We start from the raw sequence: 24046 nt of genomic DNA on the forward strand, positions 1-24046 counted from the left end.
TACCCAGCATGATATACAGTACCTGTTACGCCTGACGACCATAGCAAGCGTGAACCACCTGATCCCATGCCGAACTCAGCAGTGAAACCGCTTCGCGCCGATGGTAGTGTGGGGTCTCCCCATGCGAGAGTAGGTCATCGTCAGGCACCTATTCGAAAAAACCCCCAGGGCTTACGCCTTGGGGGTTTTTTTTGGCTGAAAGAAAAAGTGAATGGAAAGTGAATGGTAAGCCACAAGGGAGAAGCCTGTTCCAACTCACACCTCATAGATCCCTCCGGTGTTGGCAAATACCACCAGCCCAGGTTTCATAAATGGCACGATCATCAGCAAGCATCATGAGTGCAAATAACCGCTCACCGAGTGTTGTGCAGTGTTTGGCGCGGCGTGTCAGCAACGCTGTCGAATTGGGGTCTATTACTACAAAATCTGCCTCGTAGGTAGGGGCAAGCTGCCCAATATGGCTATCTAGGGAAAGCGCTTTTGCATTGCCGTGGGTTAAACCATAAAAACCTTGCCATGCGGTAAGCGGTTGCCCGCCGAGTTGACCCACTTGATAGGCGGCTTTAAGCGTTCCAAACCCAGATAAATCGGTGCCTGCGCCAATATCGCTAGCATAAGTGAAGGCCATTCCGGTCTGTTTAGCTGCTTCCCGGTCGAATAATCCGCTACCTAGGAAAAGGTTGGAACTAGGACAGAAGGCAATATTGGCACCTCGATCCGCTAATCGCCTGCGCATACCGTTGTCCAGATAAATGCCGTGAGCGAAGGTGCTGCGAGGACCGACTAAGCCTGCCTCTTCATAAACGGCTAAGTAGTCTTGGCTACCGGGAAATAATTCGGCTACCCAGTCTAATTCTCCGCTATTTTCAGCCAGATGGGTTTGCAACCAGAGAGTTGAGTCATTGCGGAGCAGTGCGCCAGCGGCATCCATCTGTATTTTGGTAGACGTCGGGGCAAAGCGGGGTGTGACGCTGTAGCCCAGTCTGTCATTGCCGTGCCAGTCTTCAATAAGTCGCTCGCTGTCTGCAATCCCCGATATACCATCCATCAGAGCATCAGGCGCGTTACGATCCATCAATACCTTTCCAACCAGCATGCGTAGCTGACGTTTTTGGCAAGCGGTGAAAAATGCATCCACGGAGCCAGGATGGCTGGATCCAAACACTTGGGCTGTTGTCGTTCCAGAACGAAGCATTTCATCTAGAAAAGCGTTTGATAGCGCTTCTGCATGCGCATGATTGGCAAAACGGCACTCTTCAGGAAACGTATAATCATTCAGCCAATCAAGTAGCTGACGGCCGTAAGAAGCCATGATGTCTAGCTGAACATAGTGAACGTGGGTGTCGATAAAACCGGGCATAATCAACTTGCCACGATAATCAATGACATGAGAGTCACTAGGCAGTTGGTGAGAGAGATCGCTATAGTGGCCTACAGTATGAATACGACTGCCTTTAAGCCAAAGTAACCCGTCGCTATAGTGCGCCAGACTACCTGGCTGGGGTAGGTCAGCATCACCTGGATCGCGTGTAAAGCTAACAATTTCAGCGCGGATAAAGGTATCAATTGAAGAATTCATATCAGCTCTGGGTTGTTTTCGTATCGTCAATTAGAGCACGTAAAGCGTTAGGCTCTAGGCCGCGCGTTTCTAGTGAGGTTGGTTTGTCCGTTAGCAATAGCAGTTCAGTTACCACGGTCAAAGCAATGGCATAGGGTGTTTTGTTGCTAAGTTTAGCGTTATGAACACAGCCAATGGGGCTGCGTACACGCTCTATTTCTTTAGCTGGATAGCCCTCACGTTGGAGTCGTCCCTTGAAGCTTGCCCATTTACTCTCCGAGCCGATTAGCCCTATCGAGGCGACATCATAGCGTTGCAATAAGGCGGTGATAAGCGCGTAATCTTCATCATGATTATGGGTTAATACGAGCGCATGACATGCAGAGGGTAGTGCTAAGGTTCCTTCCTGTGCACTGTTAAGTGTGTAGCAGTTAAGTCGAGGTTGCTGCTGATCCTGTTCGCTAAATACACTCGCTCGGCTATCGAACCAGTGTATTTGCCAGGGAAGCGGTGCGCTAAGATTAACGATCTCTCGTCCTACATGCCCTGCACCAAATATGGCGATATTGACTTCAGCACCAAGGAACACCTCCAGCAGCACATTTACAAAACCGCCGCAGCACTGGCCGCTGCGTCCACCAAGCGTAAATGCTTCTAAGTGAAAGCCGTCGCGACCTTGCTGCAAAAACTCTCGGGCAGCGTGGATGGTTTGCCACTCGAAAGTGCCCCCGCCTAGCGTGTCATAAACAGTGCCTTGGGTGATCACCATACGCGCGCCAGGTTCACGCGGGGTTGAACCCGCGCTAGTTACTTGGGTGGCTAATACGTGGGGAACACCGCTACGCTGGCATTGATGAAGCGCCGCGTGCCAAGTTTCTGACGAAGGCTTTGTCATAGCGACTTATCTCTGATTGCATTTGCAGCCAGCATTACTCGCTCGGGGGTCGCTGGTGTATCCAGGTGCGGAGACACGCGATAATCAGTCAAACTTGATAAAGCATCCCGTAGCGCTGACCACACACAAATGCCGAGCATAAAAGGGGGTTCACCAACCGCTTTGGAGCGATAAAGGCTTGCCATTGAGTTAGGGTGGCCTTCCAGTAGCTCAACGTTAAAAATAGGCGGAAGATCCCCAAACGTAGGTATCTTGTAGGTTGCAGGGCTGTCGCTAACAAGGGCTCCTTTAGTATTCCATTTCAGCTCTTCACTAGTCAGCCAGCCCATGCCTTGAATAAAGCCGCCTTCAACCTGGCCAATATCGATGGCGGGGTTGAGCGAATTGCCTACGTCATGTAGCACGTCAACGCGGTCGACTAGGTATTCGCCGCTTAATGTATCCACACTGACTTCGGCAACGGCCGCGCCAAACGCATAGTAATAAAATGGACGGCCTTGGCCTGTTGCACGGTTGTAATGGATCAGTGGTGTGGCATAAAAGCCATTTTCTGATAGCGAGATACGGTTCAGATAGGCTGTTTGGACAAGTTCGCCCCAAGGAATACGGCGCTCACTCTCAGCGATACCTGCGATTAGCATGCCATTTTCTAAACGCATACCTTCACGGTCTAAGCCGCCTTCAAAATGCATCGCGGCAAAGTCGAAAAGGCGTTCGCGCAGTTTGCTGGCGGCATCTCGCGCGGCCATGCCGTTGAGGTCGGCACCGCTTGAAGCTGCCGTGGGAGACGTATTAGGTACTTTATCCGTTCGAGTTGCACTAATCCGAACGCTATCTAAATCCAAACCAAGCTCACGAGCGACCACTTGGCAGATCTTAGTATGTAGCCCTTGCCCCATTTCGGTGCCGCCATGATTAATCAAGATGCTGCCATCAGTGTACACATGCAGCAGAGCACCAGCTTGGTTGAGGTGCTGGGCGGTAAACGAGATGCCAAATTTCACCGGCGTCAGTGCAAGTCCTTTTTTAATAATTGGGCTGTTGGTATTAAATGATTTAATAGCTTCGCGGCGTGCCCAGTAGCCGCTGCTCTTTTCTAGTGTCTCCACCAGCGTATGCAGCAACTGTTTTTGATCCACTTGCTGACCGTAGTGGGTAACGTCACGTCCTTTACGATAGAAGTTCCGTTTTCGGATAGTGAGAGGGTCTTCGCCTATTTTGCGTGCGATATCGTCCATCGCGGCTTCAATAATCATCATGCCCTGAGGGCCACCGAAGCCCCGAAACGCCGTGTTGGAGGCGGTATGGGTTTTAGCGCGATGTCCGGTAACACGCGCACTGCCTAAAGAGTAAGCGTTGTCGGCATGAAACATTGCACGGTCTACAATGGCATCCGAAAGGTCAGGAGAGTAGCCACAGTCACCAATAACGGTAATATCACCCCCCTGGATGACGCCTTGAGTATCAACTGCCAGCTGATAACGATTATGAAAAGGGTGACGCTTGCCGGTAGCGCGCATATCGTCACTTCGCGGTAGGCGTAAACGCGTAGCTTTACCTGTTCTACGAGCAATAATGGCTGCCACGCATGCCCAGGGAGACGCTTGAGTCTCTTTGCCTCCAAACCCGCCGCCCATCCGGCGCACTTCAACAATGACGGCATGAAAGGGAATATCCAACACTTCGGCAACGAGTTTCTGGGTTTCGCTGGGGTGTTGGTTAGAAGTATGAACAATGACCCCTTCGTCTTCGGTGGGTAAAACCAAACATGCCTGGCCCTCCAAATAGAAATGTTCCTGCCCTCCGACGAAAAGCTCGCCTTCAATCGTTTGCTCGGCTTGGCTCAGTGCCGCATGCCAATCTCCCCGCTGCTGCACGTGAGTGGGACGGACCACTTCATTACGCTCGGCAGCAATGACAGGGTCTAGACTCGCGGGTTGCTCATCAAAACTTAGTTTGGCTAGCGTCACCGCTCGGCGAGCAGCCTGAAGCGAGGTGGCTGCAACAGCAAAGAGACACTGTCCTGCGTAGCTAATTTCTTGATCAACAAAAATAGGGTCGCCCGGGAATACTGGGCCAATATCCGTATGTCCGGGCACGTCGTGAAAGGTGATGACATCGACAACGCCAGACGCTTGTCTGACTGCTTCCAGATCCATCGCGGTCAAGGTGCCGTGTGCGACAGGAGATAGCCCTAGCGCTACGTGCAGTGCATCGGACGGGGCTTTAAGGTCATCAATGTAGGCTGCCTTGCCAGTAACATGTTTTTCGGCGCTTTCATGAAAGCTGGGAGCTCCTGCTTGGCGCTGACCATGACTGTCGACGGTGTGGCGTGAAAGTGGGCCGGATCCCTGAATGTGATCATGTAATTCACGACGGGCTCGGCTGCTGTCGCCATCAATTTTAGTGAGCGTACGCATGGAGCATCACCTCCTGGTTGGGCGACGAAAGCGATAGGTAAAGGCGTTCTAACAGGTTGAGTGCGGCTTGCTGTCGGTAATATTGGCTACCCCGTACATCGCTCATTGGTTGGAATTCTTCGGCAAGGGCTCGTTGCGCTGCTTGAAAGCTAGCTTTGGATACGGGTTGTCCTTCTAACGCTGTCTCTGTTCGGCTAGCTCGTTTGGGGGTTGCAGCCATGCCGCCAAACGCTATGCGAACATCCTGCAGAATTCCATTATTAATACGGTAGCAAAACGCACCTAGCACCGCCGTTATGTCGTCTTCACGCCGTTTAGAAAGCTTCCAAACCCTCAGCGTGGCTAGATCTGCCAATTGGGGAATGAAAATTCGGCTGATAACCTCATCAGCGGCCAATGCTGTTTTTTTATAATCGATAAAAAAATCACTCAGCAAAAGCTGGCGAGTATCGTCATGGCGGGTAAGTTCTACCCAAGCATTGAGCGCCAGCAGTACCGGGGGCGTATCACCGATTGGCGAGGCGTTAGCGATGTTTCCTCCAAGCGTTCCTCGGTTGCGAACTTGCTGGGAGCCGAGTCGGTGAAGTAGGTGTGAAAATGTAGGGAAGTGCATGTCTAACAAAGGCTTGAGCTGCGTATACGTTACCCCAGCACCTACCCACCATCCAGGTTGTGTCTGGAACGTGGCCTGTTCAATTTGGCCCAATTCTGCCACGCGAGTGACGTCAATAAGCTGGTTTAATGCGGTAAGGCGTTGAGTGTTTTCCAGCCATAAATCTGTTGCGCCAGCGACAAGACGTGCATCAGGGTAACGACGTCTTGCGTCGGTTAATTCAGCCAAGGTAGTTGGCTGGACAAAGAACGCGCCGTCGTTGGCGGTTGGCTTAGACCCTTGAATCGGTTCACGGGCAGGCTGGGAGGCATCAAACCACGGTGGTGCTTCCCAAGCATAGTCTTGCATGCTTAAGGCGGCGTCTCGAATAGGGCGATATCCTGTGCAACGACATAAATTTCCGCCTAACGTGGCTTCAAGCATTTCTGGTGTAAGAGGAGAGGGGGGATGTTGCTGGTTAGCGTGTAGTGTAAACAGCGACATAACAATCCCTGGCGTACAAAACCCGCACTGACTGCCGTGACACTCAATCATTGCTCGCTGAGCTGGGTGTAAGTTGCCGTCGGTTGCTAACCCTTCGACGGTAATTACGTGCTGTCCGTGTAGTTGGTGGGCAGGGGTAATACACGCGTTGACGCTTAAAAAACGGCTTTGCGAGTCGCTTTGATTGTTGATCGCCACTGTGCAAGCACCGCAATCGCCCGATGCGCAGCCCTCTTTCGTACCAGTGATGCCCAAATGATCACGCAACAGCGTTAGAATGCTGGTGTCGGGGGGTACATTACACTGAATGGGGGTGCCATTGAGCAGAAACTCAATCGTAGCCATGCCGAACTCCGTTATGATTGTTCTGACCGATCGGTCAATAATGTTGAGCTTGGGACAAAAAAGCGTACCTTGCAAGAGTTTGTTGATGGTGTGACCGCTCGCACTTTTTTAAAGCAGGCGACAATAAAGCTAATTAATATAACAATACCCATGGGCGACCTTTGGTGCTTAACAAAGGTTGCTTAATAAAGGTGCTTAACAAAGGAGCTTAATCAATGACGGCTGATATCGCTAACCATGAAAGTGCCAGCAGGGATCGTATTGAACAGGCCATACTGAGCGCTGCGGAGCAGGTGTTTTCTCAACATGGTTATCGTGGTGCCAGCCTTCAGGCAATCGCTGATCAAGCAGGGCTTCCCAAGGCAAATATTCTCTATTACATGGGCAGTAAGCAGTTGCTTTATGTTCGTCTGCTAAACCGAATGATGAGTCGCTGGAACGCGGTGCTTGAGGACATCACGCCAGAAAGCGACCCAGCGAGAGTTTTGAGTGATTTTATACGAACTAAAATGATGCTGGGGCAGCGTTATCCCGAAGGTTCAAAGCTGTTTGCCGCTGAAATTTTGGCCGGTGCGCCGTTCTTGAATAATTACCTCTCTGGTGAATTGAAAGAGTGGGTAGCTTCTCGTGCAGCCATTATTCGCCAGTGGTCTCGGCAAGGGAAAATGGATGATGTCGATCCACGCTGGCTTATATTCCTGATTTGGTCGGCTACTCAGCACTACACGGAATATAGTGCGCAGGTGACAGGGATTTTAGGTACTGAAGTGCTCAGCGAGACAGATTTCGAATCCATTTGCCGTTTTCTGGAACATGTCATTTTGAAAGGATGTGGTATTTCAGCAACGCATTTTTCCAGCGTTTCGTCAGTTTAACTGCTATGTCTCTACAAGTGATGTCTACGCTTCCCATTGAGCAGCATCTCAAACCAATCCAGGCCGCTCTCGTTGATAATAACCGCCTTATCTTAGTTGCCCAGCCAGGGGCGGGTAAGACAACCCGCGTTCCGTTGGCATTGCTTAACAGCCAGTGGGCGAAGGGGCAGCGGCTGTTGTTGCTGGAGCCGAGACGTGTGGCTGCGCGGTTGGCGGCAAGCTTTATGGCCGCCCAACTTGGAGAACCTGTTGGTAAGACGGTTGGCTATCGTATACGAGGGGATAGCAAGGTAGGCCCACATACACGCTTGGAAGTCGTTACTCAGGGTGTCCTGACGCGTATGTTGCAAGATGATCCGTTGCTAGAAGGGGTTGCTGGGATTATCTTCGATGAGTTTCATGAGCGCAGTATAGAAGCCGACTTAGGGCTGGCGCTATCGCTGGATATTCAACAAAGCATTCGCGATGACTTACGGTTGATGGTGATGTCAGCAACGTTAGATGTTGCCGCATTAATAATCGTGTTGGGCACTGAGACACCGGTGATTGAAAGCACGGGCCGTGAATTCCCCATTGAAACGCATTATCGACCTATTGGCAGCGATGAATCGTTAGATGTCGCCGCTTACCAAGTGGTAGCCGAGGCCTTAGCGAATGATAGTAGCCTTGATGTATTAGTGATTTTACCCGGCGTGGCAGAAATAACTCGCCTGGTGCAAATGCTCGAAAATAGCCACCCTGATATTGAGGTGCGTGCTTTACATGGCAGTATGCCCATCGAGGCGCAGCAAGCGGCATTGAAGCCTCATGAAACTCGCCAGCGGGTGATTGTTTCGACCGCCATCGCGGAATCTAGCGTGACAGTGGATGGTGTTAATGTGGTTATTGATGCTGGCTTGGAACGTGTACCGCTATTTCAGCCACGAACGGGTCTTACTCGGTTAACGACCCGGCGTGTCAATCGTGCCAGCGCTGATCAGCGTCGCGGTCGTGCAGGAAGGCAGCAGGCCGGTATATGTTATCGTTTGTGGTCTAAGGAGCAGCCACTAGTTGCTTACGGAGAACCTGAGATAGCGCAGGCTGATCTATCAAGATTGGCGCTTGAGATTGCCATGTGGGGAGCGCGTTCGCCAAATGAGTTAGCCTGGATGACGCCGCCGCCTAACGGCGCATGGCAAAGTAGCCAAGCGTTGCTTCGTCAGCTTGGCATACTTGACGCTACCGGCCTGTTAACGCCATTAGGCAAGCAAAGTGCCCGTTGGCCTCTTGAGCCACGTTTAGCGGTAATGCTGTCGAAAGCGGCGTCACTCGACGCGGCACCGCTTGCTTGTGCTTTAGCCGCTTTACTAGACGGTAGGGAACGTGTTGTTGGCTCGCTGAGAGATGCGTTGGCTGAGCGCTTTAGTCAACCCTCGCGATTTCCTCAATGGCAGCGAGAAACGAAGCGACTTATGGGCATGGCCGGCCTTCAAGTGACCCGTAAGATATCGCTTGACCCGCTTAGTTGTTTGCTAGCTATGGCTTACCCTGATCGTATTGGTCAATTTATCAGTTCAGGTCGTTTCAAACTCGCTAATGGTAAAACAGCCACGCTATCTAGTAGTCATCCGTTAGCAAATACTTCTTATCTTGTTGCGGTAAGCGTCGAAAGTGCCACCAGCGAGGCGACTATATATCAAGCAGAGCCAATCTCGTTGACAGCGCTCATTAATTTATATCCGGCTACTCAGCAATGGGAAGAGCGTATTACATGGTCTGATACTCAAGGTAAGCTTCTCGGAGAAGTTGTTCAGCGTCATGGTGAGCTTGTATTAGCAAGGCGACCTTTGGCGGAGCTAACTGAGGAGGCTATCCAACAGGCGTTGCTCACGGCGTTAAAGCAGCGTCCTTCAATTCTTTTTGATGAAAAGGTTAAGCAGTTACAGGGGCGAATGGCGCTGTTAGCGAGTGTTCATCCTGAGGTGTGGCCGGATTGGTCAGAGCGTGCACTGTTAGAAAATTCTGATATATGGCTGGCACCCTACATGGCGGGTATGACACGATTTAGCCAACTAGAAAAGATGCCGTTTCATGACTACTTAATAGCAACGCTAGACTGGAATGAGAAGACCCGCTTTGAGCGCTTGGCGCCAACAACAATAACGGTTCCTAGCGGTAATCAAGCATCAATTGATTATGCGCCTTGTTTAACAGAGAGACCGCCAGTGCTTGCCTTAAAGTTGCAGGAAGCGTTTGGCTGGCAGGATACCCCCGTCGTCGCAGACGGCCATATGCCGGTTGTCATTCACCTGCTTTCACCGGCAAAAAGACCGCTTCAGGTGACCCAAGATTTGCGCAGTTTTTGGTTGAATGGTTATCCAGAGGTGCGTAAAGAGATGCGTGGACGCTACCCGAAGCACCCCTGGCCAGAAAATCCTCTAACTGCTCAAGCAACAGCATTCACTAAGCGTCGATAAGGTCTAATGACATCGTTTAGAAAGTAACGATATCCGTGGGATTCATTCCGTCTGCTCTTCAGGTATTTTGCCTGGCACACGATAGCGTACACCGTCAGCACGTTGTTCCTCATAACGACGGTTTTCTTCTTCTGGTGGGACCCCAAGCACTGTTTCTTGAGATCCATCTGGCCAAGTATAAGTTGTGCAACCAGTCAATAATAGCAAGGCTATAGCCACTAACGGGAACAGCGTAAAAAATTCACGACACTTGGGCATAATAGTCTCCATCACTAGTCCAATGCTGCTTTTAGTAAAGCGTGCGTAGTGTGAATGGCACGACCGCAAGCCGCAAGCTTAATCCTAACGTCTTAAATTTCTTCCCAAAGGTTGCGTCGAAACTCATGGGAAAGCTGAGACACTTTAGTAAAACGCTCAATATTGGCATCAGTAAGCGTTTTGACCATTTCTTGGTATTGTTCAGTGAATTCCTTGGCATTGCAGTTTTTATTGTTGTCGGTAAGGCATAACGTTAATTTTTCGCTACTTTTAGCAATTGCTTGGAAAAGCTCGGCCTCCAACTGCATGGCTTGTGTCACGTTCTCAAGCCATGCAACCTGACAACGTACAATGGGCATAGTGCTTAACAAGCAGTAGTGTTGCCACCAAGCCGCGATATCTTGATTCGCGTCATCGGACGATGTGGGCTGTTTTTCGTTTGAATGTTTCATAATGTGCTCCTATCGAGATTTGCAATCTGTGAGGCGTTCTTCACAGGTTCACCTATCTTCAACTATAGCTAAGCTCTGCAGAAGAGCTTGCTTATTTGGGCAACAAAGTTTGTATTATTGAGGAGAGGCTAAATGTGGTCAGTCGTCAAATCAGTACTGTCAGCACTTTTAGGTGTACAAAATGACCTCAATCGGCAACAGGATTTTTCTAGCGGTAAACCTGCTGCTTTTATTGTGACGGGGGTTGTGATCACGCTCATATTTGTTTTGATCCTGATAGGGATTGCAGTAATCGCGTCACGTTGAAACACTCCACGATAGTTGTTCGTGACGAATGCCGCATGTTTTCTATACTGACGTTAATCAGTAAATCCTGACCTAACAAAAGGATTGGCGAGAACAACAATAATAAGGAGGCTTCTATGCATCGATCGTGGCAAAGGCTACTTTTCATCACCAGTACCTTCGGTATCACACAAGCTCATGCTAATGGCTGGAATATGCCGGTAGGGGTCACCGATATCAGCCAAGATATTTTTGGTCTGCATATGGCGATCTTTTGGGTATGCGTGGTCATCGGGGTGATTGTATTTGGGGTAATGTTTTACTCATTATTAAAATACAGGCACTCAAAAGGGGCAAAAGCAGCTAGTTTTCATGAGCATACCTCCGTCGAGGTTCTCTGGACCGCTATTCCTATCTTAATTTTGATCGGAATGGCGGTGCCCGCGACCGCGACATTGAAGAATATGTACGATTCTTCAGAAGCTGACCTTGATGTGATGATCACCGGCCAGCAGTGGCGCTGGCGCTACGAGTATCTTGGTGAAGATGTTGCGTTTACATCCAACATGAGTACTCCAAGAGAACAGATTCGTGGAGAGGAAACGAGAGACGAGCACTATTTGTTGGACGTAGATGAGCCTTTGGTACTACCGATCAATCGTAAAGTGCGTTTTTTAATGACGTCGGATGACGTTATTCACTCTTGGTGGGTGCCTGAGCTAGCCGTTAAGCAGGATACGATCCCCGGATTTATTAATGAAAATTGGGTAAAAATTAACGAACCGGGTATCTATCGTGGCCAATGTGCTGAACTTTGCGGTGTTAATCATGGGTTTATGCCAGTGGTCGTGCATGCCGTGGAAGAAGAAGAGTTTGAAGTATGGTTGGCGGAGCGTAAAGAAGCAGCAGAGCAAGAGGCTATGGGAATTGATCGAGAGTGGGCGATGGAAGACTTGATGGCCCGGGGGGAATCTGTTTATCAAGCCATCTGTTCATCGTGCCATCAACGCGATGGCCAGGGAGCTATGCCCGCGTTTCCTGCATTAGCTAACAACGATCAATTAATTAATAATTTAGATTGGCATATAGACCGAGTCGTTAACGGTGTTTCTGGTGCTGCGATGCCAGCGTTTCGTAGTACGTTAAATCCTGTCGAAATAGCTGCTGTTGTTACTTATACCCGTAATGCGTGGGGAAATGAGACAGGCGATGTGGTGCAACCAGCCGCTGTGGCTGAACGTATTGCACAATAATTTAAGGTGTAACATTTACGGTATTAACAACAATATTTCAGGCGGAGATGCTCATGGCGCCCAAACTACCTCCTCAACACTCACTGCAGCATAGTTCTACTGCAGTGGCTGGTGGCCATTCTCAGCACGGCCATGCGGCTCAGCCAAAAGGGATTATGCGATGGCTGCTGACTACCAACCATAAAGAAATTGGTTCTTTGTACCTGATTTTTTCTCTCGTTATGTTTTTTGTTGGGGGCATGTTTGCCTTGGTAGTGAGAGCCGAGCTGTTTCAGCCCGGTTTGCAGCTGGTAGAGCCAGAGTTCTTTAACCAGATGACCACCATGCATGGGTTAATCATGGTGTTTGCTGCGGTAATGCCCGCGTTTACAGGGTTAGCCAACTGGATGATTCCTCTTCAGATTGGTGCGCCGGACATGGCTTTGCCAAGGCTCAATAATTTTAGTTTCTGGCTGCTTCCTGTGGCGTTTACGCTACTGCTTTCCACGCTATTTATGCCGGGCGGCGGACCTAATTTCGGCTGGACATTTTATGCACCTTTATCGACGACTTACGCTCCTCCCTCTACGACATTCTTTATTTTAGCCCTACATATCGCAGGTATTAGCTCGATTCTTGGGGCCATCAATATTATTGCGACCATTTTGAACATGCGCGCGCCAGGTATGCGCATGATGGATATGCCGCTGTTTGTATGGACATGGTTGATTACGGCTTTTCTGTTGATTGCGGTAATGCCTGTACTAGCAGGCGTCATTACCATGATGCTGATGGATATTAACTTTGGGACCAGTTTTTTCGATGCTGCGGGTGGCGGTGACCCGGTGCTTTTTCAGCACTTATTTTGGTTCTTCGGGCACCCTGAAGTTTACATTATGATTTTGCCGGCTTTCGGTATTGTTTCGGCTATTATTCCAACTTTCGCGCGTAAGCCGTTGTTTGGATATGCATCTATGGTGTATGCCACTGCAGCTATTGCGCTGTTGTCATTTTTAGTGTGGGCACATCATATGTTTATTGTTGGCCTTCCGCTAACGGCAGAGCTGTTCTTCATGTACTCGACCATGCTGATCGCTGTACCAACAGGTGTGAAAGTATTTAACTGGGTGACCACACTGTTTCGTGGCTCGATTAGTTTTGAGTCGCCGATGCTGTTTGCTTTGGCTTTCGTTGTCCTTTTCACCATAGGTGGTTTTTCAGGGCTAATGTTGGCAATTGCGCCTGCGGATTTTCAGTATCACGACACTTACTTTGTCGTAGCGCATTTCCATTATGTGTTAGTACCCGGCGCTATTTTTGCCATCATGGCGGGCGTTTACTATTGGCTACCAAAATGGACCGGTCACTACCCTAACGAGCGGCTAGCGCAATGCCATTTCTGGTGCTCTATCATTGGCGTTAATCTAACGTTCTTCCCCATGCACTTCGCAGGATTAGCGGGCATGCCAAGGCGTATCCCTGATTATGCGTTGCAGTTTGCAGATTTCAATTTGCTTTCCAGCATTGGCGCCTTCTTTTTTGGCGCGTCGCAGCTGATTTTTGTATTGGTTGTGGTGATGTGTGTAAGAGGCGGAAAAAAAGCGCCCGCTAAAGCTTGGGAGGGTGCAGAGGACCTTGAGTGGAGTGTTCCCAGTCCGGCGCCGCTTCACACTTTTGAGACGCCGCCAGTATTTAACCGTACCCATCACCATGACTAACAAGCTGTTTGTCAGCGAGTGGTCCAGGGGGAAATATGGCAGACAATAATTCGGTGCAGTCGGTTGGGGTCAGACGAACGGTCATTCGCACGGTAGCAGCGCTAATTGGTATGTTTGCCTTTGCCTTCGCGCTCGTTCCTCTTTACGACGTGTTTTGCCGAGTGACGGGGCTTAATGGCAAAGTGGATACCACGGCTAAGGCCATTATTCATGAAGAAGTAGATCAGTCCCGCTATATTACCGTGCAGTTCATTACGCGTGGTAGTGCAGGATTGCCATGGCAAATGAGTGTCGAAAACCGCCAAATGCGCGTGCACCCCGGCCAAACAGCTGAAGTTGACTTTACTTTTACCAACAATAGTGGCGCCGAAAGTTGGGGCCGCGCTGTGCCCAGCGTTTCTCCTTCTAGTGCAACGACCCATTTAAGAAAAGTAAGCTGCTTTTGTTTTCAAGAGCAGCAACTTCAAGGAGACGAGCGCTTAACGATTCCATTAATTTTCCAGCTGGCGAGAGACCTCCCAAAGGACATTAATACGATTACGCTAGTGTATACCTTGTACCCAGTTCATCACTTAGCAAAAGACATCTCAAAAAATGATAACAATACGATAGGGGATTCAATATGAGTGGCGGCTACTATGTTCCAGCAACCAGCCGGTGGCCCATTCTAGCTTCGCTTGCGCTCGGGGCTATGATGGTGGGCACGGGAATCAAGCTTGTATACGACACGGGTACCCCGCTAATGCTAATCGGTGTAATTAGCGTGATGACGGTGATGGGGCTTTGGTTTAGAGATGTTATTCGCGAGTCAATGAGCGGTTTGTACGATGCTCAGATGGATCGGTCGTTCCGATGGGGCATGGGCTGGTTTATTTTCTCTGAAGTGATGTTTTTTGCCGCATTTTTTGGTGCCTTATTTTACGTTAGGACGTTCGCTATACCATGGCTGGGCGGTGAAGGAGCAAAAGGTGTTTCCGCATTGCTATGGCCGGAATTTGTCGCTCATTGGCCGCTGTTTAACCCACCCGATAGCGCAGTGCTTGGGCCAGAGCGCGTGTTTAGTCCCTGGCAGTTACCTTTGGTCAATACACTAATACTTGTTACCTCCAGTATCACATTAACCGTCGCCCACGAAGCGTTGAAATTAGGTGAGCGTAAGACATGCAAGCATTGGCTTACGGGTACAGTGCTGTTGGGCTGCTGCTTTATTGTCATCCAAGGGGTCGAGTACTACGAGGCCTATCATCATTACGGAATTACGCTGGAAGCGGGAATTTTTGGAGCAACCTTTTTTATTCTGACCGGTTTTCACGGGGTTCACGTTATTGTCGGCACGATTATCCTAGCGTCCATGTTAGCGCGGATATGGAAAGGGCATTTTGCTAACGATCAGCATTTCGGCTTTGAAGCATCTTGCTGGTATTGGCACTTTGTCGATGTTGTCTGGGTTGGGTTATTTATTTTTGTATATGTCTTCTAATCAATTAGCCTAAGTGTCCCGACCAGAAACCAAACACTAACAAGGCCATGAGTAGGCATGTTAATCCAATTCGCCACTTAAGGGATGCCAGTAGCCGACGTGAGCTGCTTTCATCCCTCAATAAAAAACCCGCGCCGGCAGCCAAGCTAGCGACGATCCCAATAAAAACCAGACCAATGAGCAACTTTAACCACATGGCGAAAACCTCCTCTCGGTCGCAACGTCTATACGTCTGGTGTGTGTTTTGGAGCGTATTAATCTCACTAGGTGTTCTATTAGGACTATGGCAGTGGGAGCGTGCTGCTGACAAGCGTGTTTTGATAGCCGCTAGGGAGGCTGCGCCTTTAGTCGAGTCTCCTACTGATACGCCTCAAGAGGGATCTGAGCTGCATTTGCAGGGAGTGTACCTCGCTCGCCATACACTTTATTTGGATAACCGCATTGTAGACGGCCGTTTGGGTGTGGCTGTGCTAACGCCTTTCCGCGACAGCTTTAGCCAGTTATGGCTTATTCAGCGGGGGTTTATTGAAACAGGGCCAAGTAGAGCAGCGCCTCACGTTGAGACTCCTGTGGGCAGCGTGACAGTTTCAGGGGAGTGGCAGGTAGCGCGCCCCGGTGGGCCTCTATATGGTGAAAATAAGGAGGGGATAAGACTGCAGCAGATCAGCCTAACCCCGTGGGAGTCAACGTTACCTGCCTTCACTTACACTGGTTGGTTACATGCTGACCAAGGAGAAGGGGTATTTACGCCTTGGTGGGAAGCTAGCGTGATGCCACCTAGCCGTCACCTTGGGTATGCTTTTCAGTGGTGGGGCCTAGCGCTTGTCGCAGCGGTGGTTATGGTGTTGGGTGGTTATCGGCTGCATAAAGATAGGCTTACTGGTGACTAAGGGGGAAAGCATGGAACAACGCCAGCCAGTTCGTTACCCGCGGATTAAGCTATTGCTTATTTTTGCCGCATTCGCTGCGCCTATTGTTACTGCGTGGACGATGTTGACATGGGAGATAGGCATACCCAGTGATGACACCGCTCATGGACAAGTGCATGTCAACATACCTTCGCTGAACGATTGGCCTTTAAGCGCTAAACCTGCAAAAAACGATGCATGGACGTTAGCATTCGACTGTACTTATCTTTGCGATGAGCGCATGGATGAATTGTGGCGGCTGCATCGGGCGTTAGGTCGAGAAGCCACTCGCTTAAAACGGCTAAGAATAGGTGGGAGTGCACAAGCGCTACCAGGAGAAACCGTCAATCGTTGGCTAGTAGAGCCTGAATGGCGTGAAGAAAATAGCGTATGGCTAATGGACCCTTTCGGCAGGCCCGCTATGTCATTTAATAATTCAGTTCCTGCCGCTGATATTCTCGACGATATACGTCATTTGTTTAAGGTCAATCCACTGTAGCGAAGGCTATATCATTACTCTGCACGCCCGACCCAAAGGTCGTAAGGAAGTAACGTGACACATTCCACTGAGCGGCGTTTACAATGGCTGAAGCGTTTAACGTTGGTGGGTACTGTACTGACAGTGCTAGTGATCCTAGTTGGCGCATGGACGCGCTTAGTCGACGCTGGTTTGGGGTGTCCTGACTGGCCAGGCTGTTATGGTCGTTTGTTAGTCCCCGATGCTGAACATGCCGCGCTGCGACATCCAGATGTACCTCTTGAACCCTTTAAAGCGTGGGTAGAGATGGCTCATCGCTACGTGGCAAGTTTTTTAGGGCTTATCGTTTTAAGCATTGTGGCGCTTGGTTGGCAGCTGCGAAAACAAATGGGGTTTCCGTGGAAAGTTAGTGTTGCCCTGCTTGTTGTCATCCTTTTTCAAGGCGCGTTTGGAGCGTTTACCGTCACGCTAAAACTCTGGCCACAAGTGGTGACGCTGCATTTGCTGGGTGGATTAAGCGTGCTAGTGCTGTTTTTTTGGGTCCATCTGCGAATTCGCGTTTACTTAATGAGCCTTACGTCTTCCCCTATTGACACTGTCACTTCCCCCACTAACCCTATTTTTTCTCCCACAAGTGCTTCTTACTTAAGTTCCTCTCCTACAGGCTATGTTTCTTCACTTAAAAAAATGAATGTGCTTTGGGTAATAGGCGTGTCGGTATTGGTTTTACAGCTTGCATTAGGTGGCTGGGTGACCAGTAACTACGCGGGAATTGCCTGCCAAGGTTTCCCGACCTGCAATACTCAGTGGTGGCCAGAAATGGACATAAGTGAAGGCTTTCACCTGACACAAACCGTCGGCCCTAACTATTTGCACGGGCAATTACACGCTGACGCACGCACTGCGATTCACATAATGCATCGCTTAGGAGCGCTTCTGCTAGGGGTTGTACTGTTAGTACTTTGGTGGCGTTATCGAAGAGATATTGCTGTCGGCCGAGCGCTCACGTTGGTGGTAATTACTTACGTTGCCCAAGTCGTGCTTGGCATTGCTAATGTGCTGTTGTGGCTGCCTCTATGGCTGGCTTTGCTGCATACCGCTGGGGCGGTTGCATTAACATTAAGCTTTGAATGGGCTTTCTGGTGCTGGAAGCGTCAGCTTAGCGGGCAACGTAAACCCCAAAATTATATTAAGCTATTCGAGAAGCCTTCTATTCATTATAGCGATTAGAGTTTTACTGTCGGTTAGTGAAAAAATCCGTGTCGCCGCGCCTAAGAATGACAGTTTGTTTATGAGAAGTGGCATCACTGAGAGTCGTGAGTAGAAGGGTAAAGTGGTTTCCCTTGGGTAATAGGGTGTACAATTATCGTCTAGCTTTTTACTTTCCGTCGTGAAAGGAGTGTTATGAGTTCCACAGGAGCATTGTTATTACTCATTGCTGCAATTATTTTAATCGCAGCCCTCGGTGCTTATGCCTATAAACTTCGTCAGGAGGTTAAGCGTCGAGAAGCATTTCGGCTAAACGAAGAGCGCCGCGCCCACCAGAACAGTTTAGAAAACCTTGACTTTGTTGTCAGCGCGCTTGTACAAGAGCAAGTCGACATCACTGAAGGATCTTGGCGGTGCAAGGTTTTGCTTGAGATTGTTGATCCCAGTTTAACTGAGCGTCCAGACTTTCAAGCGTTTGCGGAAGTGTACAACCGTACTCGTCATCTAAAAACACATTCTGCACGTAAGCAGTTGACACCAAGGGAGCGGATGCAAGAAGACAAGGAGCGTCTTACTGTCGAAAACGAAATGCGTCATGCAGTATTAGAAGCAGCGCAAAAGGTGATAGATTGGAGGATCAAGGGGTCTTCAGGTCTACATTAACCTTGTTTAACGAGCATAGGGGGCTGTAAACACGGTATTCTATGTTTTTTGACGCTTATTGCGTTAGTTTTGCTATGCTTGAAATGTCGGTATTGGCAAGAAGTTGATATCACGGCATTGTTGCCTTCTCGTGATTAAACGTTAATCATAGGCAAACGTTCAGCTACATGGTGAAGATGCAGCACGGCCATTATGTTGAACAGCGGAAAATGGATGCTCTCGCAATAAGAAGCATTGGGATAGATTTGGTCGCATGACCACATCAGCATTGGATCAAGAAGGAGTCTTGCATGAAAAAATCAACGACTGGCTTGCTAATCGGTTCTGCACTGGTAGTAGGCTTATCAGGCTGTGCCAGCTCAGCATCACAATCATCTGGCCAAACCAGCGCAAGCAGTGATCGGGATTGGTACCAACATCCCTTCGTATGCGGCCTGGCAGGCAGTGTCATCGGTGGCAGTATTGCTTATGCTACCAGTGGAAATTCTGACGAAGACGAAAATACTGCTATCGGCGCAACTGCTGGTGCAGCGATCGGCGGTTTACTGTGTGCAGACCGCACACCTGAACCCGTAGCACCGCAGTGCCCAGGCTATGGTGAAGTTCCTGCTGGTGTTGCAGTTGATGCGGAAGGCTGCCCGCTGGACTCCGATGGTGACGGCGTGCCTGATTACCGTGACCAGTGCCCCGGAACTCCCGCTGGAGTAGCTGTTGATGCAAACGGCTGCCCACTGGATTCTGATAATGATGGCGTTCCGGACTACCGTGATCAGTGTCCTAACACACCTGCCGGTGTTGCAGTTAACGCTTTAGGCTGCCCAGCCAGCGTTGTGTTGCAGGATGTAAACTTTGAGTTTGACTCAGCGCAGCTAACCGCTCAAGCACGCGGTGTTCTGGACGGTGTTGCTCAGCGCTTAGTGAACAGCCCTGATGTGCGCGTAAGCATTGAAGGACACACGGACTCTCGTGGTTCTGCTCAGTACAACAAAACCCTGTCGCAGAGTCGTGCAGAGTCTGTTGCTGCTTACCTTTCCCAGCGCGGCGTAAGCACCAACCGTATGCGTGCTGTTGGCTACGGTGAAGAGCGTCCGGTTGCTAATAATGCTACCGATGCAGGCCGTGCACAGAACCGTCGTGTTGAATTAGATGAGTGGAACTAAGCCACGCATCGAATTTCATTAAAGGGGAAGCCTTAGTGCTTTGATTAATGCCCTTTAAACACGGAACGGGAGGCTTATGCCTCCCGTTTTATTTTACGGTTTGCCAAATTCTGGTAGGCTAAGCAACCTCCAAATATCACTCCACGATTTCGACCATTGATAGCGAAATGTGATCCTTGGTATGGATCACCACTGCGCTCAAGGAATATCTGAATGCCCATAGTAACATTGCCTGATGGCAGCCAAAGAACGTTTGAGGCACCACTTTCTATCATGCAGCTCGCAGAATCGATTGGCCCTGGTTTGGCCAAGGCCTGTGTGGCTGGCAAGATTGATGGCGAGCTGGTCGATGCTGCTGATTTGATTGAGCAAGATGCTGAAATAGCGATAATTACCGCCCGTGATCCAGAAGGTCTAGAAATTATTCGCCATTCGTGTGCTCACCTGATTGGGCATGCGGTTAAGCAGCTATATCCTGATGCTAAAATGGCAATAGGACCAGTGATTGACGATGGCTTTTATTACGATATTGATTTCGGTAAGTCAGTAACGCCTGACGATTTGGAAGCCATTGAAAAACGCATGAAATCGCTCATTGAGCGTGATTATGATGTGGTACGTGAGTACGTCGATCGCGATAAAGCAATGAGTACATTTGTAGAACGTGGCGAAACGTTCAAGCAGGAAATTGTTCGCGATATACCTGAGGATGCAACGATACGGTTGTATCATCACGAAGAATACACAGATATGTGCCGGGGGCCGCACGTACCGAATACGCGCCACTTGAAAGCTTTTAAATTGACAAAGCTGGCAGGTGCGTATTGGCGTGGAGATGCTTCAAACCCAATGCTGACGCGTATTTACGGTACTGCATGGGGTGACAAAAAGCAGCTCAAGGCGTACCTGAAACGTCTTGAAGAGGCCGAAAAACGAGATCATCGAAAGTTGGCTCGTAAAATGGACCTTTTCCATTTGCAAGAAGAAGCGCCAGGCATGGTTTTTTGGCACCCCAATGGCTGGACGATGTACCAAGCATTGGAAGATTACATGCGGAAAATTCAGCGTACGCATGGCTACCAAGAGATCAAAACGCCGCAAGTGGTAGATCTTTCGTTGTGGAAGAAATCGGGGCACTGGGGTCACTACAGTGAGCTCATGTTTACAACCGAGTCAGAAAAACGTGAGTATGCTGTTAAGCCCATGAATTGCCCCTGTCATGTTCAGGTGTTTAATCAGGGGTTGAAAAGTTACCGTGATCTACCTTTGCGTCTTGCGGAATTCGGTAGCTGCCACCGAAATGAGCCATCGGGTTCTTTGCATGGCCTGATGCGTGTTCGTGGCTTTACTCAAGATGACGCGCATATTTTTTGTACTGAAGGCCAAATTCAGGCGGAGGCAGAAGCATTTATTGCGCTTACTCTTCAGGTCTATAAAGCTTTGGGCTTTGAAGATGTTGAACTCAAGCTTTCGACTCGACCTGAGGACTTTCTTGGCGAAGCAGACGTGTGGGATCGAGCAGAGCAGGGGCTTGAAGCGGCACTTAATGCGACGGGGCTTGATTGGGAGCTTCAGCCGGGAGAGGGTGCATTTTATGGCCCGAAAATTGAATTTGCTCTGCGTGATTGCCTGAATCGTGTTTGGCAATGTGGTACCCTGCAACTAGATTTTAACTTGCCAGGGCGTTTGGGCGCACAATACGTTGATGAAGATGGGACGCGAAAGACCCCAGTAATGCTTCATCGTGCTATCTTAGGTTCTTTTGAGCGGTTCCTGGGAATTCTAATTGAGCACTATGCAGGGGCAATGCCACTATGGTTAGCGCCCCAGCAAGTCGTATTGATGACCATTACCGATGCACAGCGTAATTATGCGCTTGAGTTGGAACAACGGCTGCAAAAAAATGGCTTGCGAGTTAAAGCGGACTTGAGGAACGAGAAAATCGGCTTTAAAATCCGTGAGCACACGTTACAGAAAGTTCCCTATCTCCTTGTGGTGGGAGATAAGGAAGTCGAAGCTGACTCAGTGGCCGTAAGAACTCGTAGCGGCGAAAACCTCGGTACTATGACAGTCGATGAATTCATCGAACGTTGCAGTGCAGAGCGAGCAGCCCTGGCGACATCGTCAATTGCCTAAGGAGACGGAGCAATCAAGCGAAGCAATCAGCGCGGGCGTCCACAAGACAAACGCCCACCAATGAACGAGAGAATTACCGAAGAAGAAGTTCGCTTAATCGATGCTGAAGGTGAGCAGTTGGGTGTTGTGCCCACCACCGAAGCGCTTGAGCGTGCGGAAGCTGCTGGTTTAGATCTCGTGCAAATCTCGAATGCCGATCCAATCGTTTGTAAGATTATGGATTATGGCAAATTTGTTTTTGAGACGAAGAAGCAAAAAGCGGCTCAAAAGAAAAAGCAGAAGCAAATCCAGGTTAAGGAAGTTAAATTCCGTCCTGGCACTGACGAAGGCGATTATCAGGTTAAGCTAAAAAACCTGACGCGTTTTTTAGAAGGTGGTGACAAGGGCAAAGTCACATTGCGCTTCCGTGGTCGTGAAATGGCGCACCAAGACATTGGCCGCAAGCTAATGGAAAGGATTGCGGCAGACCTGGAAGAGATCGGAGCGGTAGAGTCCTTCCCTAAAATGGAAGGCCGCCAGATGATCATGATTATTGCCCCGAAAAAGAAGTGATCCAACGGCGAAGTTAACGGGTCAGTGTGAAAATGCTGATTGGCCCTGGGTTTTCTAAAAAATATCGAGCGGAGTTTTCTCATGCCGAAAATCAAAAGTAACAGCGGCGCTGCTAAGCGCTTTAAAAAGACTGCTAATGGCTTCAAGCACAAGCAATCTTTTCGTAGCCACATCTTGACCAAGAAGTCGACCAAGCGAAAGCGTCAGCTGCGTGGTATGAAGCAAATCCATGCTTCTGATAAAGCGCTGATTCAGCGCATGCTGCCGAATCTGTAAGGTCGAATTTTCTTATCTGAGTGCATTTAGCCTCAGTCATAAAGTCAGGAGTGTGTTATGACCCGTGTTAAGCGTGGCGTAGTTGCCCGTCGTCGTCATAAAAAAGTATTGAAGCAGGCTAAAGGTTATTACGGTGCCCGTTCGCGTGTTTTCCGCGTAGCCAAACAGGCTGTTATCAAAGCCGGTCAGTACGCTTACCGTGACCGTCGCAACCGCAAGCGCCAATTTCGCGCTCTGTGGATTCAGCGTATTAACGCCGGTGCGCGCATCAATGGCATGTCTTACAGCCGCTTCGTTGGCGGTCTGAAGAAAGCCGGTATTGAAATTGACCGTAAAGTGTTGGCCGATTTGGCAGTACACGAAAAAGCTGCATTCGCGGCTATCGTGGAAAAAGCCAAGGCTGCCCAATAAAGCACATAGCACTGAGTTAAATCGGTGTGACGTGTCTGAGGTCATTTCAGAGTGACCCATGCAGGGGAAGAGCAGCCGCTCTTCCCCTGTTTTTTTGTCACCTTTAACATGCCAGCCATCTTTAGAGATGGAAATCGCTTAATTCGGAGTGAATCGGATGGACCATCTTCCTACTCTGGTGTCAGAGGCTCGCGATGCTATTCATGCAGCGCAGAGTGTTTCTGCCCTAGATGAGTTGCGCGTACGTTACTTAGGTAAAAAAGGCGAAGTGACGGCCTTGTTGAAAGGTTTAGGAAAGCTGTCAGCAGAAGAGCGTCCTGTCGCCGGTGAACAAATTAATCAGGCGAAACAGACCCTGGCAACTGAAATTGATACAAAGCGTCAGCAGCTTGAAAACGAAGCACTCAACGCTCGTTTGGCGGCCGAAAAAATCGATGTAACGCTGCCTGGCCGCGGTCAAGAGAGCGGTGGCTTGCACCCCGTCACCCGGACGCTTGAACGCATTGAAGGCTTGTTTACTAGAATTGGCTACGATGTCGCAGTAGGGCCAGAAATTGAAGATGACTATCACAATTTTGAGGCACTCAATATTCCTGCACATCACCCAGCGCGTGGTATGGCTGACACCTTCTACTTTGATGCTACCCGTCTGTTACGTACTCATACCTCGCCGGTTCAAGTTCGCACCATGAAAAGTAGCGAGCCACCGATCCGAATTGTCTGTCCTGGACGCGTCTACCGTAGCGACTCAGATCTCACTCACACCCCTATGTTTCACCAGGTGGAAGGTCTATTGGTCGATGAAGGTGTGAGTTTTGCAGACCTTAAGGGCACGATTGAAGATTTTCTCCAAGCATTTTTTGAACGAGATGATCTTTCAGTACGCTTTCGTCCTTCTTACTTTCCATTCACTGAGCCCTCTGCTGAGGTCGATATTCAGTGTGTGATGTGTAGCGGTAATGGTTGTCGTGTCTGCTCGCATAGCGGCTGGTTGGAGGTTATGGGATGTGGCATGGTGCATCCTGAGGTGTTCCGCCACTCAGGTATTGATGCTGAGCGCTACACAGGGTTTGCGTTTGGTATGGGTGCCGAGCGACTTGCGATGTTGCGCTACGGTGTTAACGACCTGCGTTTGTTCTTTGAGAACGATCTGCGTTTTCTTCGCCAATTTAACTAAGACCGC

At 49.6% G+C, this 24046-nt stretch carries 24 protein-coding genes and 1 rRNA gene; 18 read left to right on the forward strand and 7 right to left on the reverse strand.

Annotation, left to right across the window (positions count from 1 at the left end; translation table 11 throughout):
* Positions 1–30: 30 nt before the first annotated feature.
* Positions 31–146, forward strand: a 5S ribosomal RNA gene (gene rrf, locus ELY33_RS00630).
* A 116-nt stretch (positions 147–262) separates the two neighbouring features.
* Here the strand turns inward: rrf and guaD are convergent.
* Genes guaD through xdhA form a run of 4 tightly spaced genes read right to left on the reverse strand, consistent with a single transcriptional unit; the run spans position 263 to position 6314 of the window.
* Positions 263–1579 carry a guanine deaminase gene (gene guaD / locus ELY33_RS00635; protein ID WP_126942416.1) on the reverse strand — a complete coding sequence of 439 codons (1317 nt, stop codon included), beginning with the start codon at positions 1577–1579 and terminating at the stop codon, positions 263–265.
* A gap of 1 nt (position 1580) precedes the next feature.
* On the reverse strand, positions 1581–2453 hold the full coding sequence (xdhC, locus tag ELY33_RS00640) for a xanthine dehydrogenase accessory protein XdhC (RefSeq protein WP_126942419.1): 873 nt from the start codon (positions 2451–2453) through the stop codon (positions 1581–1583).
* Positions 2450–4873, reverse strand: a complete 2424-nt coding sequence (gene xdhB, locus ELY33_RS00645; RefSeq protein ID WP_126942422.1) for a xanthine dehydrogenase molybdopterin binding subunit — start codon at positions 4871–4873, stop codon at positions 2450–2452. The genes xdhC and xdhB overlap by 4 nt, the downstream gene beginning before the upstream one ends.
* Positions 4857–6314, reverse strand: coding sequence for a xanthine dehydrogenase small subunit (xdhA, locus tag ELY33_RS00650; RefSeq protein WP_126942425.1), 1458 nt, complete (start codon positions 6312–6314; stop codon positions 4857–4859). Before xdhA ends, xdhB begins: the two co-directional genes overlap by 17 nt.
* Positions 6315–6529: 215 nt before the next feature.
* Between xdhA and ELY33_RS00655 the strand changes: the two genes are divergently transcribed.
* Together ELY33_RS00655 and hrpB are read left to right on the forward strand one after the other, a co-directional pair.
* Positions 6530–7189 (forward strand): TetR family transcriptional regulator C-terminal domain-containing protein, encoded by a 660-nt coding sequence (locus ELY33_RS00655; protein ID WP_126942428.1) that lies wholly within the window; start codon positions 6530–6532, stop codon positions 7187–7189.
* Positions 7190–7194: 5 nt separating this feature from the next.
* Positions 7195–9645: an ATP-dependent helicase HrpB gene (hrpB, locus tag ELY33_RS00660; protein ID WP_126942431.1), complete on the forward strand. Its 2451-nt coding sequence runs from the start codon at positions 7195–7197 to the stop codon at positions 9643–9645.
* Positions 9646–9687: 42 nt separating this feature from the next.
* Here hrpB and ELY33_RS00665 read toward each other — a convergent pair whose 3' ends face one another.
* Positions 9688–9903 (reverse strand): hypothetical protein, encoded by a 216-nt coding sequence (locus ELY33_RS00665; protein WP_126942434.1) that lies wholly within the window; start codon positions 9901–9903, stop codon positions 9688–9690.
* 92 nt (positions 9904–9995) lie between these two features.
* Positions 9996–10355 (reverse strand): hypothetical protein, encoded by a 360-nt coding sequence (locus tag ELY33_RS00670; RefSeq protein WP_126942437.1) that lies wholly within the window; start codon positions 10353–10355, stop codon positions 9996–9998.
* 132 nt (positions 10356–10487) lie between these two features.
* Here ELY33_RS00670 and ELY33_RS00675 point away from each other — a divergent pair, with 132 nt between their 5' ends.
* The 5 genes from ELY33_RS00675 to ELY33_RS00695 all read left to right on the forward strand — a co-directional run bounded on the left by ELY33_RS00675 (position 10488) and on the right by ELY33_RS00695 (position 15070).
* Positions 10488–10661, forward strand: coding sequence for a DUF2970 domain-containing protein (locus ELY33_RS00675; protein WP_126942440.1), 174 nt, complete (start codon positions 10488–10490; stop codon positions 10659–10661).
* A gap of 116 nt (positions 10662–10777) precedes the next feature.
* A complete protein-coding gene (gene coxB / locus ELY33_RS00680; RefSeq protein ID WP_126942443.1) occupies positions 10778–11893 on the forward strand; it encodes a cytochrome c oxidase subunit II in 1116 nt (371 codons plus the stop codon).
* Between the two features lie 53 nt (positions 11894–11946).
* On the forward strand, positions 11947–13590 hold the full coding sequence (gene ctaD, locus ELY33_RS00685) for a cytochrome c oxidase subunit I (RefSeq protein ID WP_208644179.1): 1644 nt from the start codon (positions 11947–11949) through the stop codon (positions 13588–13590).
* A 35-nt stretch (positions 13591–13625) separates the two neighbouring features.
* Positions 13626–14216, forward strand: coding sequence for a cytochrome c oxidase assembly protein (locus tag ELY33_RS00690; RefSeq protein ID WP_126942446.1), 591 nt, complete (start codon positions 13626–13628; stop codon positions 14214–14216).
* Complete coding sequence (locus ELY33_RS00695; RefSeq protein ID WP_126942449.1) at positions 14213–15070, forward strand: cytochrome c oxidase subunit 3; 858 nt, start codon at positions 14213–14215, stop codon at positions 15068–15070. The genes ELY33_RS00690 and ELY33_RS00695 overlap by 4 nt, the downstream gene beginning before the upstream one ends.
* A 4-nt stretch (positions 15071–15074) precedes the next feature.
* On the opposite strand, the gene ELY33_RS00700 is transcribed toward ELY33_RS00695, so the two are convergent.
* On the reverse strand, positions 15075–15266 hold the full coding sequence (locus tag ELY33_RS00700; protein WP_126942452.1) for a DUF2909 domain-containing protein: 192 nt from the start codon (positions 15264–15266) through the stop codon (positions 15075–15077).
* Between ELY33_RS00700 and ELY33_RS00705 the strand changes: the two genes are divergently transcribed.
* The 10 genes from ELY33_RS00705 (at position 15265) to pheS (ending at position 24040) form a co-directional block, all read left to right on the forward strand.
* Positions 15265–15960 (forward strand): SURF1 family protein, encoded by a 696-nt coding sequence (locus ELY33_RS00705; RefSeq protein WP_126942455.1) that lies wholly within the window; start codon positions 15265–15267, stop codon positions 15958–15960. The genes ELY33_RS00700 and ELY33_RS00705 overlap by 2 nt on opposite strands.
* 10 nt (positions 15961–15970) lie before the next feature.
* Positions 15971–16477: a hypothetical protein gene (locus tag ELY33_RS00710; RefSeq protein WP_126942458.1), complete on the forward strand. Its 507-nt coding sequence runs from the start codon at positions 15971–15973 to the stop codon at positions 16475–16477.
* A gap of 54 nt (positions 16478–16531) precedes the next feature.
* Entirely contained in the window at positions 16532–17686 is a 1155-nt protein-coding gene (locus tag ELY33_RS00715; protein WP_126942461.1) for a COX15/CtaA family protein, read from the forward strand.
* 174 nt (positions 17687–17860) lie between these two features.
* Positions 17861–18328 (forward strand): DUF2489 domain-containing protein, encoded by a 468-nt coding sequence (locus ELY33_RS00720; RefSeq protein ID WP_126942464.1) that lies wholly within the window; start codon positions 17861–17863, stop codon positions 18326–18328.
* Between the two features lie 290 nt (positions 18329–18618).
* The gene (locus tag ELY33_RS00725) at positions 18619–19488 is read left to right on the forward strand and encodes an OmpA family protein (protein WP_126942467.1); all 870 of its coding nucleotides are present in this window, start codon (positions 18619–18621) and stop codon (positions 19486–19488) included.
* A gap of 213 nt (positions 19489–19701) precedes the next feature.
* Positions 19702–21624, forward strand: coding sequence for a threonine--tRNA ligase (thrS, locus tag ELY33_RS00730; RefSeq protein ID WP_126942470.1), 1923 nt, complete (start codon positions 19702–19704; stop codon positions 21622–21624).
* A gap of 12 nt (positions 21625–21636) precedes the next feature.
* Positions 21637–22176 carry a translation initiation factor IF-3 gene (gene infC / locus ELY33_RS00735; protein ID WP_083003855.1) on the forward strand — a complete coding sequence of 180 codons (540 nt, stop codon included), beginning with the start codon at positions 21637–21639 and terminating at the stop codon, positions 22174–22176.
* An 81-nt stretch (positions 22177–22257) separates the two neighbouring features.
* A complete protein-coding gene (rpmI, locus tag ELY33_RS00740) occupies positions 22258–22452 on the forward strand; it encodes a 50S ribosomal protein L35 (RefSeq protein WP_009724291.1) in 195 nt (64 codons plus the stop codon).
* Between the two features lie 57 nt (positions 22453–22509).
* The gene (gene rplT, locus ELY33_RS00745) at positions 22510–22863 is read left to right on the forward strand and encodes a 50S ribosomal protein L20 (RefSeq protein ID WP_009097607.1); all 354 of its coding nucleotides are present in this window, start codon (positions 22510–22512) and stop codon (positions 22861–22863) included.
* A 157-nt stretch (positions 22864–23020) separates the two neighbouring features.
* Positions 23021–24040, forward strand: a complete 1020-nt coding sequence (gene pheS / locus ELY33_RS00750; RefSeq protein WP_126942473.1) for a phenylalanine--tRNA ligase subunit alpha — start codon at positions 23021–23023, stop codon at positions 24038–24040.
* Positions 24041–24046 lie beyond the last annotated feature (6 nt).

Origin of the sequence: Vreelandella andesensis (assembly GCF_003989795.1) — a bacterium.
Classification (GTDB): Bacteria; Pseudomonadota; Gammaproteobacteria; order Pseudomonadales; family Halomonadaceae; genus Vreelandella; species Vreelandella andesensis.

What these genes read in the sequence shown, in the direction of transcription:
- guaD (WP_126942416.1), bottom strand. Translation starts at nt 1,579, where the DNA reads ATGAATTCTTCAATTGATACCTTTATCCGCGCTGAAATTGTTAGCTTT.
- xdhC (WP_126942419.1), bottom strand. Translation starts at nt 2,453, where the DNA reads ATGACAAAGCCTTCGTCAGAAACTTGGCACGCGGCGCTTCATCAATGC.
- xdhB (WP_126942422.1), bottom strand. Translation starts at nt 4,873, where the DNA reads ATGCGTACGCTCACTAAAATTGATGGCGACAGCAGCCGAGCCCGTCGT.
- xdhA (WP_126942425.1), bottom strand. Translation starts at nt 6,314, where the DNA reads ATGGCTACGATTGAGTTTCTGCTCAATGGCACCCCCATTCAGTGTAAT.
- ELY33_RS00655 (WP_126942428.1), top strand. Translation starts at nt 6,530, where the DNA reads ATGACGGCTGATATCGCTAACCATGAAAGTGCCAGCAGGGATCGTATT.
- hrpB (WP_126942431.1), top strand. Translation starts at nt 7,195, where the DNA reads ATGTCTCTACAAGTGATGTCTACGCTTCCCATTGAGCAGCATCTCAAA.
- ELY33_RS00665 (WP_126942434.1), bottom strand. Translation starts at nt 9,903, where the DNA reads ATGCCCAAGTGTCGTGAATTTTTTACGCTGTTCCCGTTAGTGGCTATA.
- ELY33_RS00670 (WP_126942437.1), bottom strand. Translation starts at nt 10,355, where the DNA reads ATGAAACATTCAAACGAAAAACAGCCCACATCGTCCGATGACGCGAAT.
- ELY33_RS00675 (WP_126942440.1), top strand. Translation starts at nt 10,488, where the DNA reads ATGTGGTCAGTCGTCAAATCAGTACTGTCAGCACTTTTAGGTGTACAA.
- coxB (WP_126942443.1), top strand. Translation starts at nt 10,778, where the DNA reads ATGCATCGATCGTGGCAAAGGCTACTTTTCATCACCAGTACCTTCGGT.
- ctaD (WP_208644179.1), top strand. Translation starts at nt 11,947, where the DNA reads ATGGCGCCCAAACTACCTCCTCAACACTCACTGCAGCATAGTTCTACT.
- ELY33_RS00690 (WP_126942446.1), top strand. Translation starts at nt 13,626, where the DNA reads ATGGCAGACAATAATTCGGTGCAGTCGGTTGGGGTCAGACGAACGGTC.
- ELY33_RS00695 (WP_126942449.1), top strand. Translation starts at nt 14,213, where the DNA reads ATGAGTGGCGGCTACTATGTTCCAGCAACCAGCCGGTGGCCCATTCTA.
- ELY33_RS00705 (WP_126942455.1), top strand. Translation starts at nt 15,265, where the DNA reads ATGGCGAAAACCTCCTCTCGGTCGCAACGTCTATACGTCTGGTGTGTG.
- ELY33_RS00700 (WP_126942452.1), bottom strand. Translation starts at nt 15,266, where the DNA reads ATGTGGTTAAAGTTGCTCATTGGTCTGGTTTTTATTGGGATCGTCGCT.
- ELY33_RS00710 (WP_126942458.1), top strand. Translation starts at nt 15,971, where the DNA reads ATGGAACAACGCCAGCCAGTTCGTTACCCGCGGATTAAGCTATTGCTT.
- ELY33_RS00720 (WP_126942464.1), top strand. Translation starts at nt 17,861, where the DNA reads ATGAGTTCCACAGGAGCATTGTTATTACTCATTGCTGCAATTATTTTA.
- ELY33_RS00725 (WP_126942467.1), top strand. Translation starts at nt 18,619, where the DNA reads ATGAAAAAATCAACGACTGGCTTGCTAATCGGTTCTGCACTGGTAGTA.
- thrS (WP_126942470.1), top strand. Translation starts at nt 19,702, where the DNA reads ATGCCCATAGTAACATTGCCTGATGGCAGCCAAAGAACGTTTGAGGCA.
- rpmI (WP_009724291.1), top strand. Translation starts at nt 22,258, where the DNA reads ATGCCGAAAATCAAAAGTAACAGCGGCGCTGCTAAGCGCTTTAAAAAG.
- rplT (WP_009097607.1), top strand. Translation starts at nt 22,510, where the DNA reads ATGACCCGTGTTAAGCGTGGCGTAGTTGCCCGTCGTCGTCATAAAAAA.
- pheS (WP_126942473.1), top strand. Translation starts at nt 23,021, where the DNA reads ATGGACCATCTTCCTACTCTGGTGTCAGAGGCTCGCGATGCTATTCAT.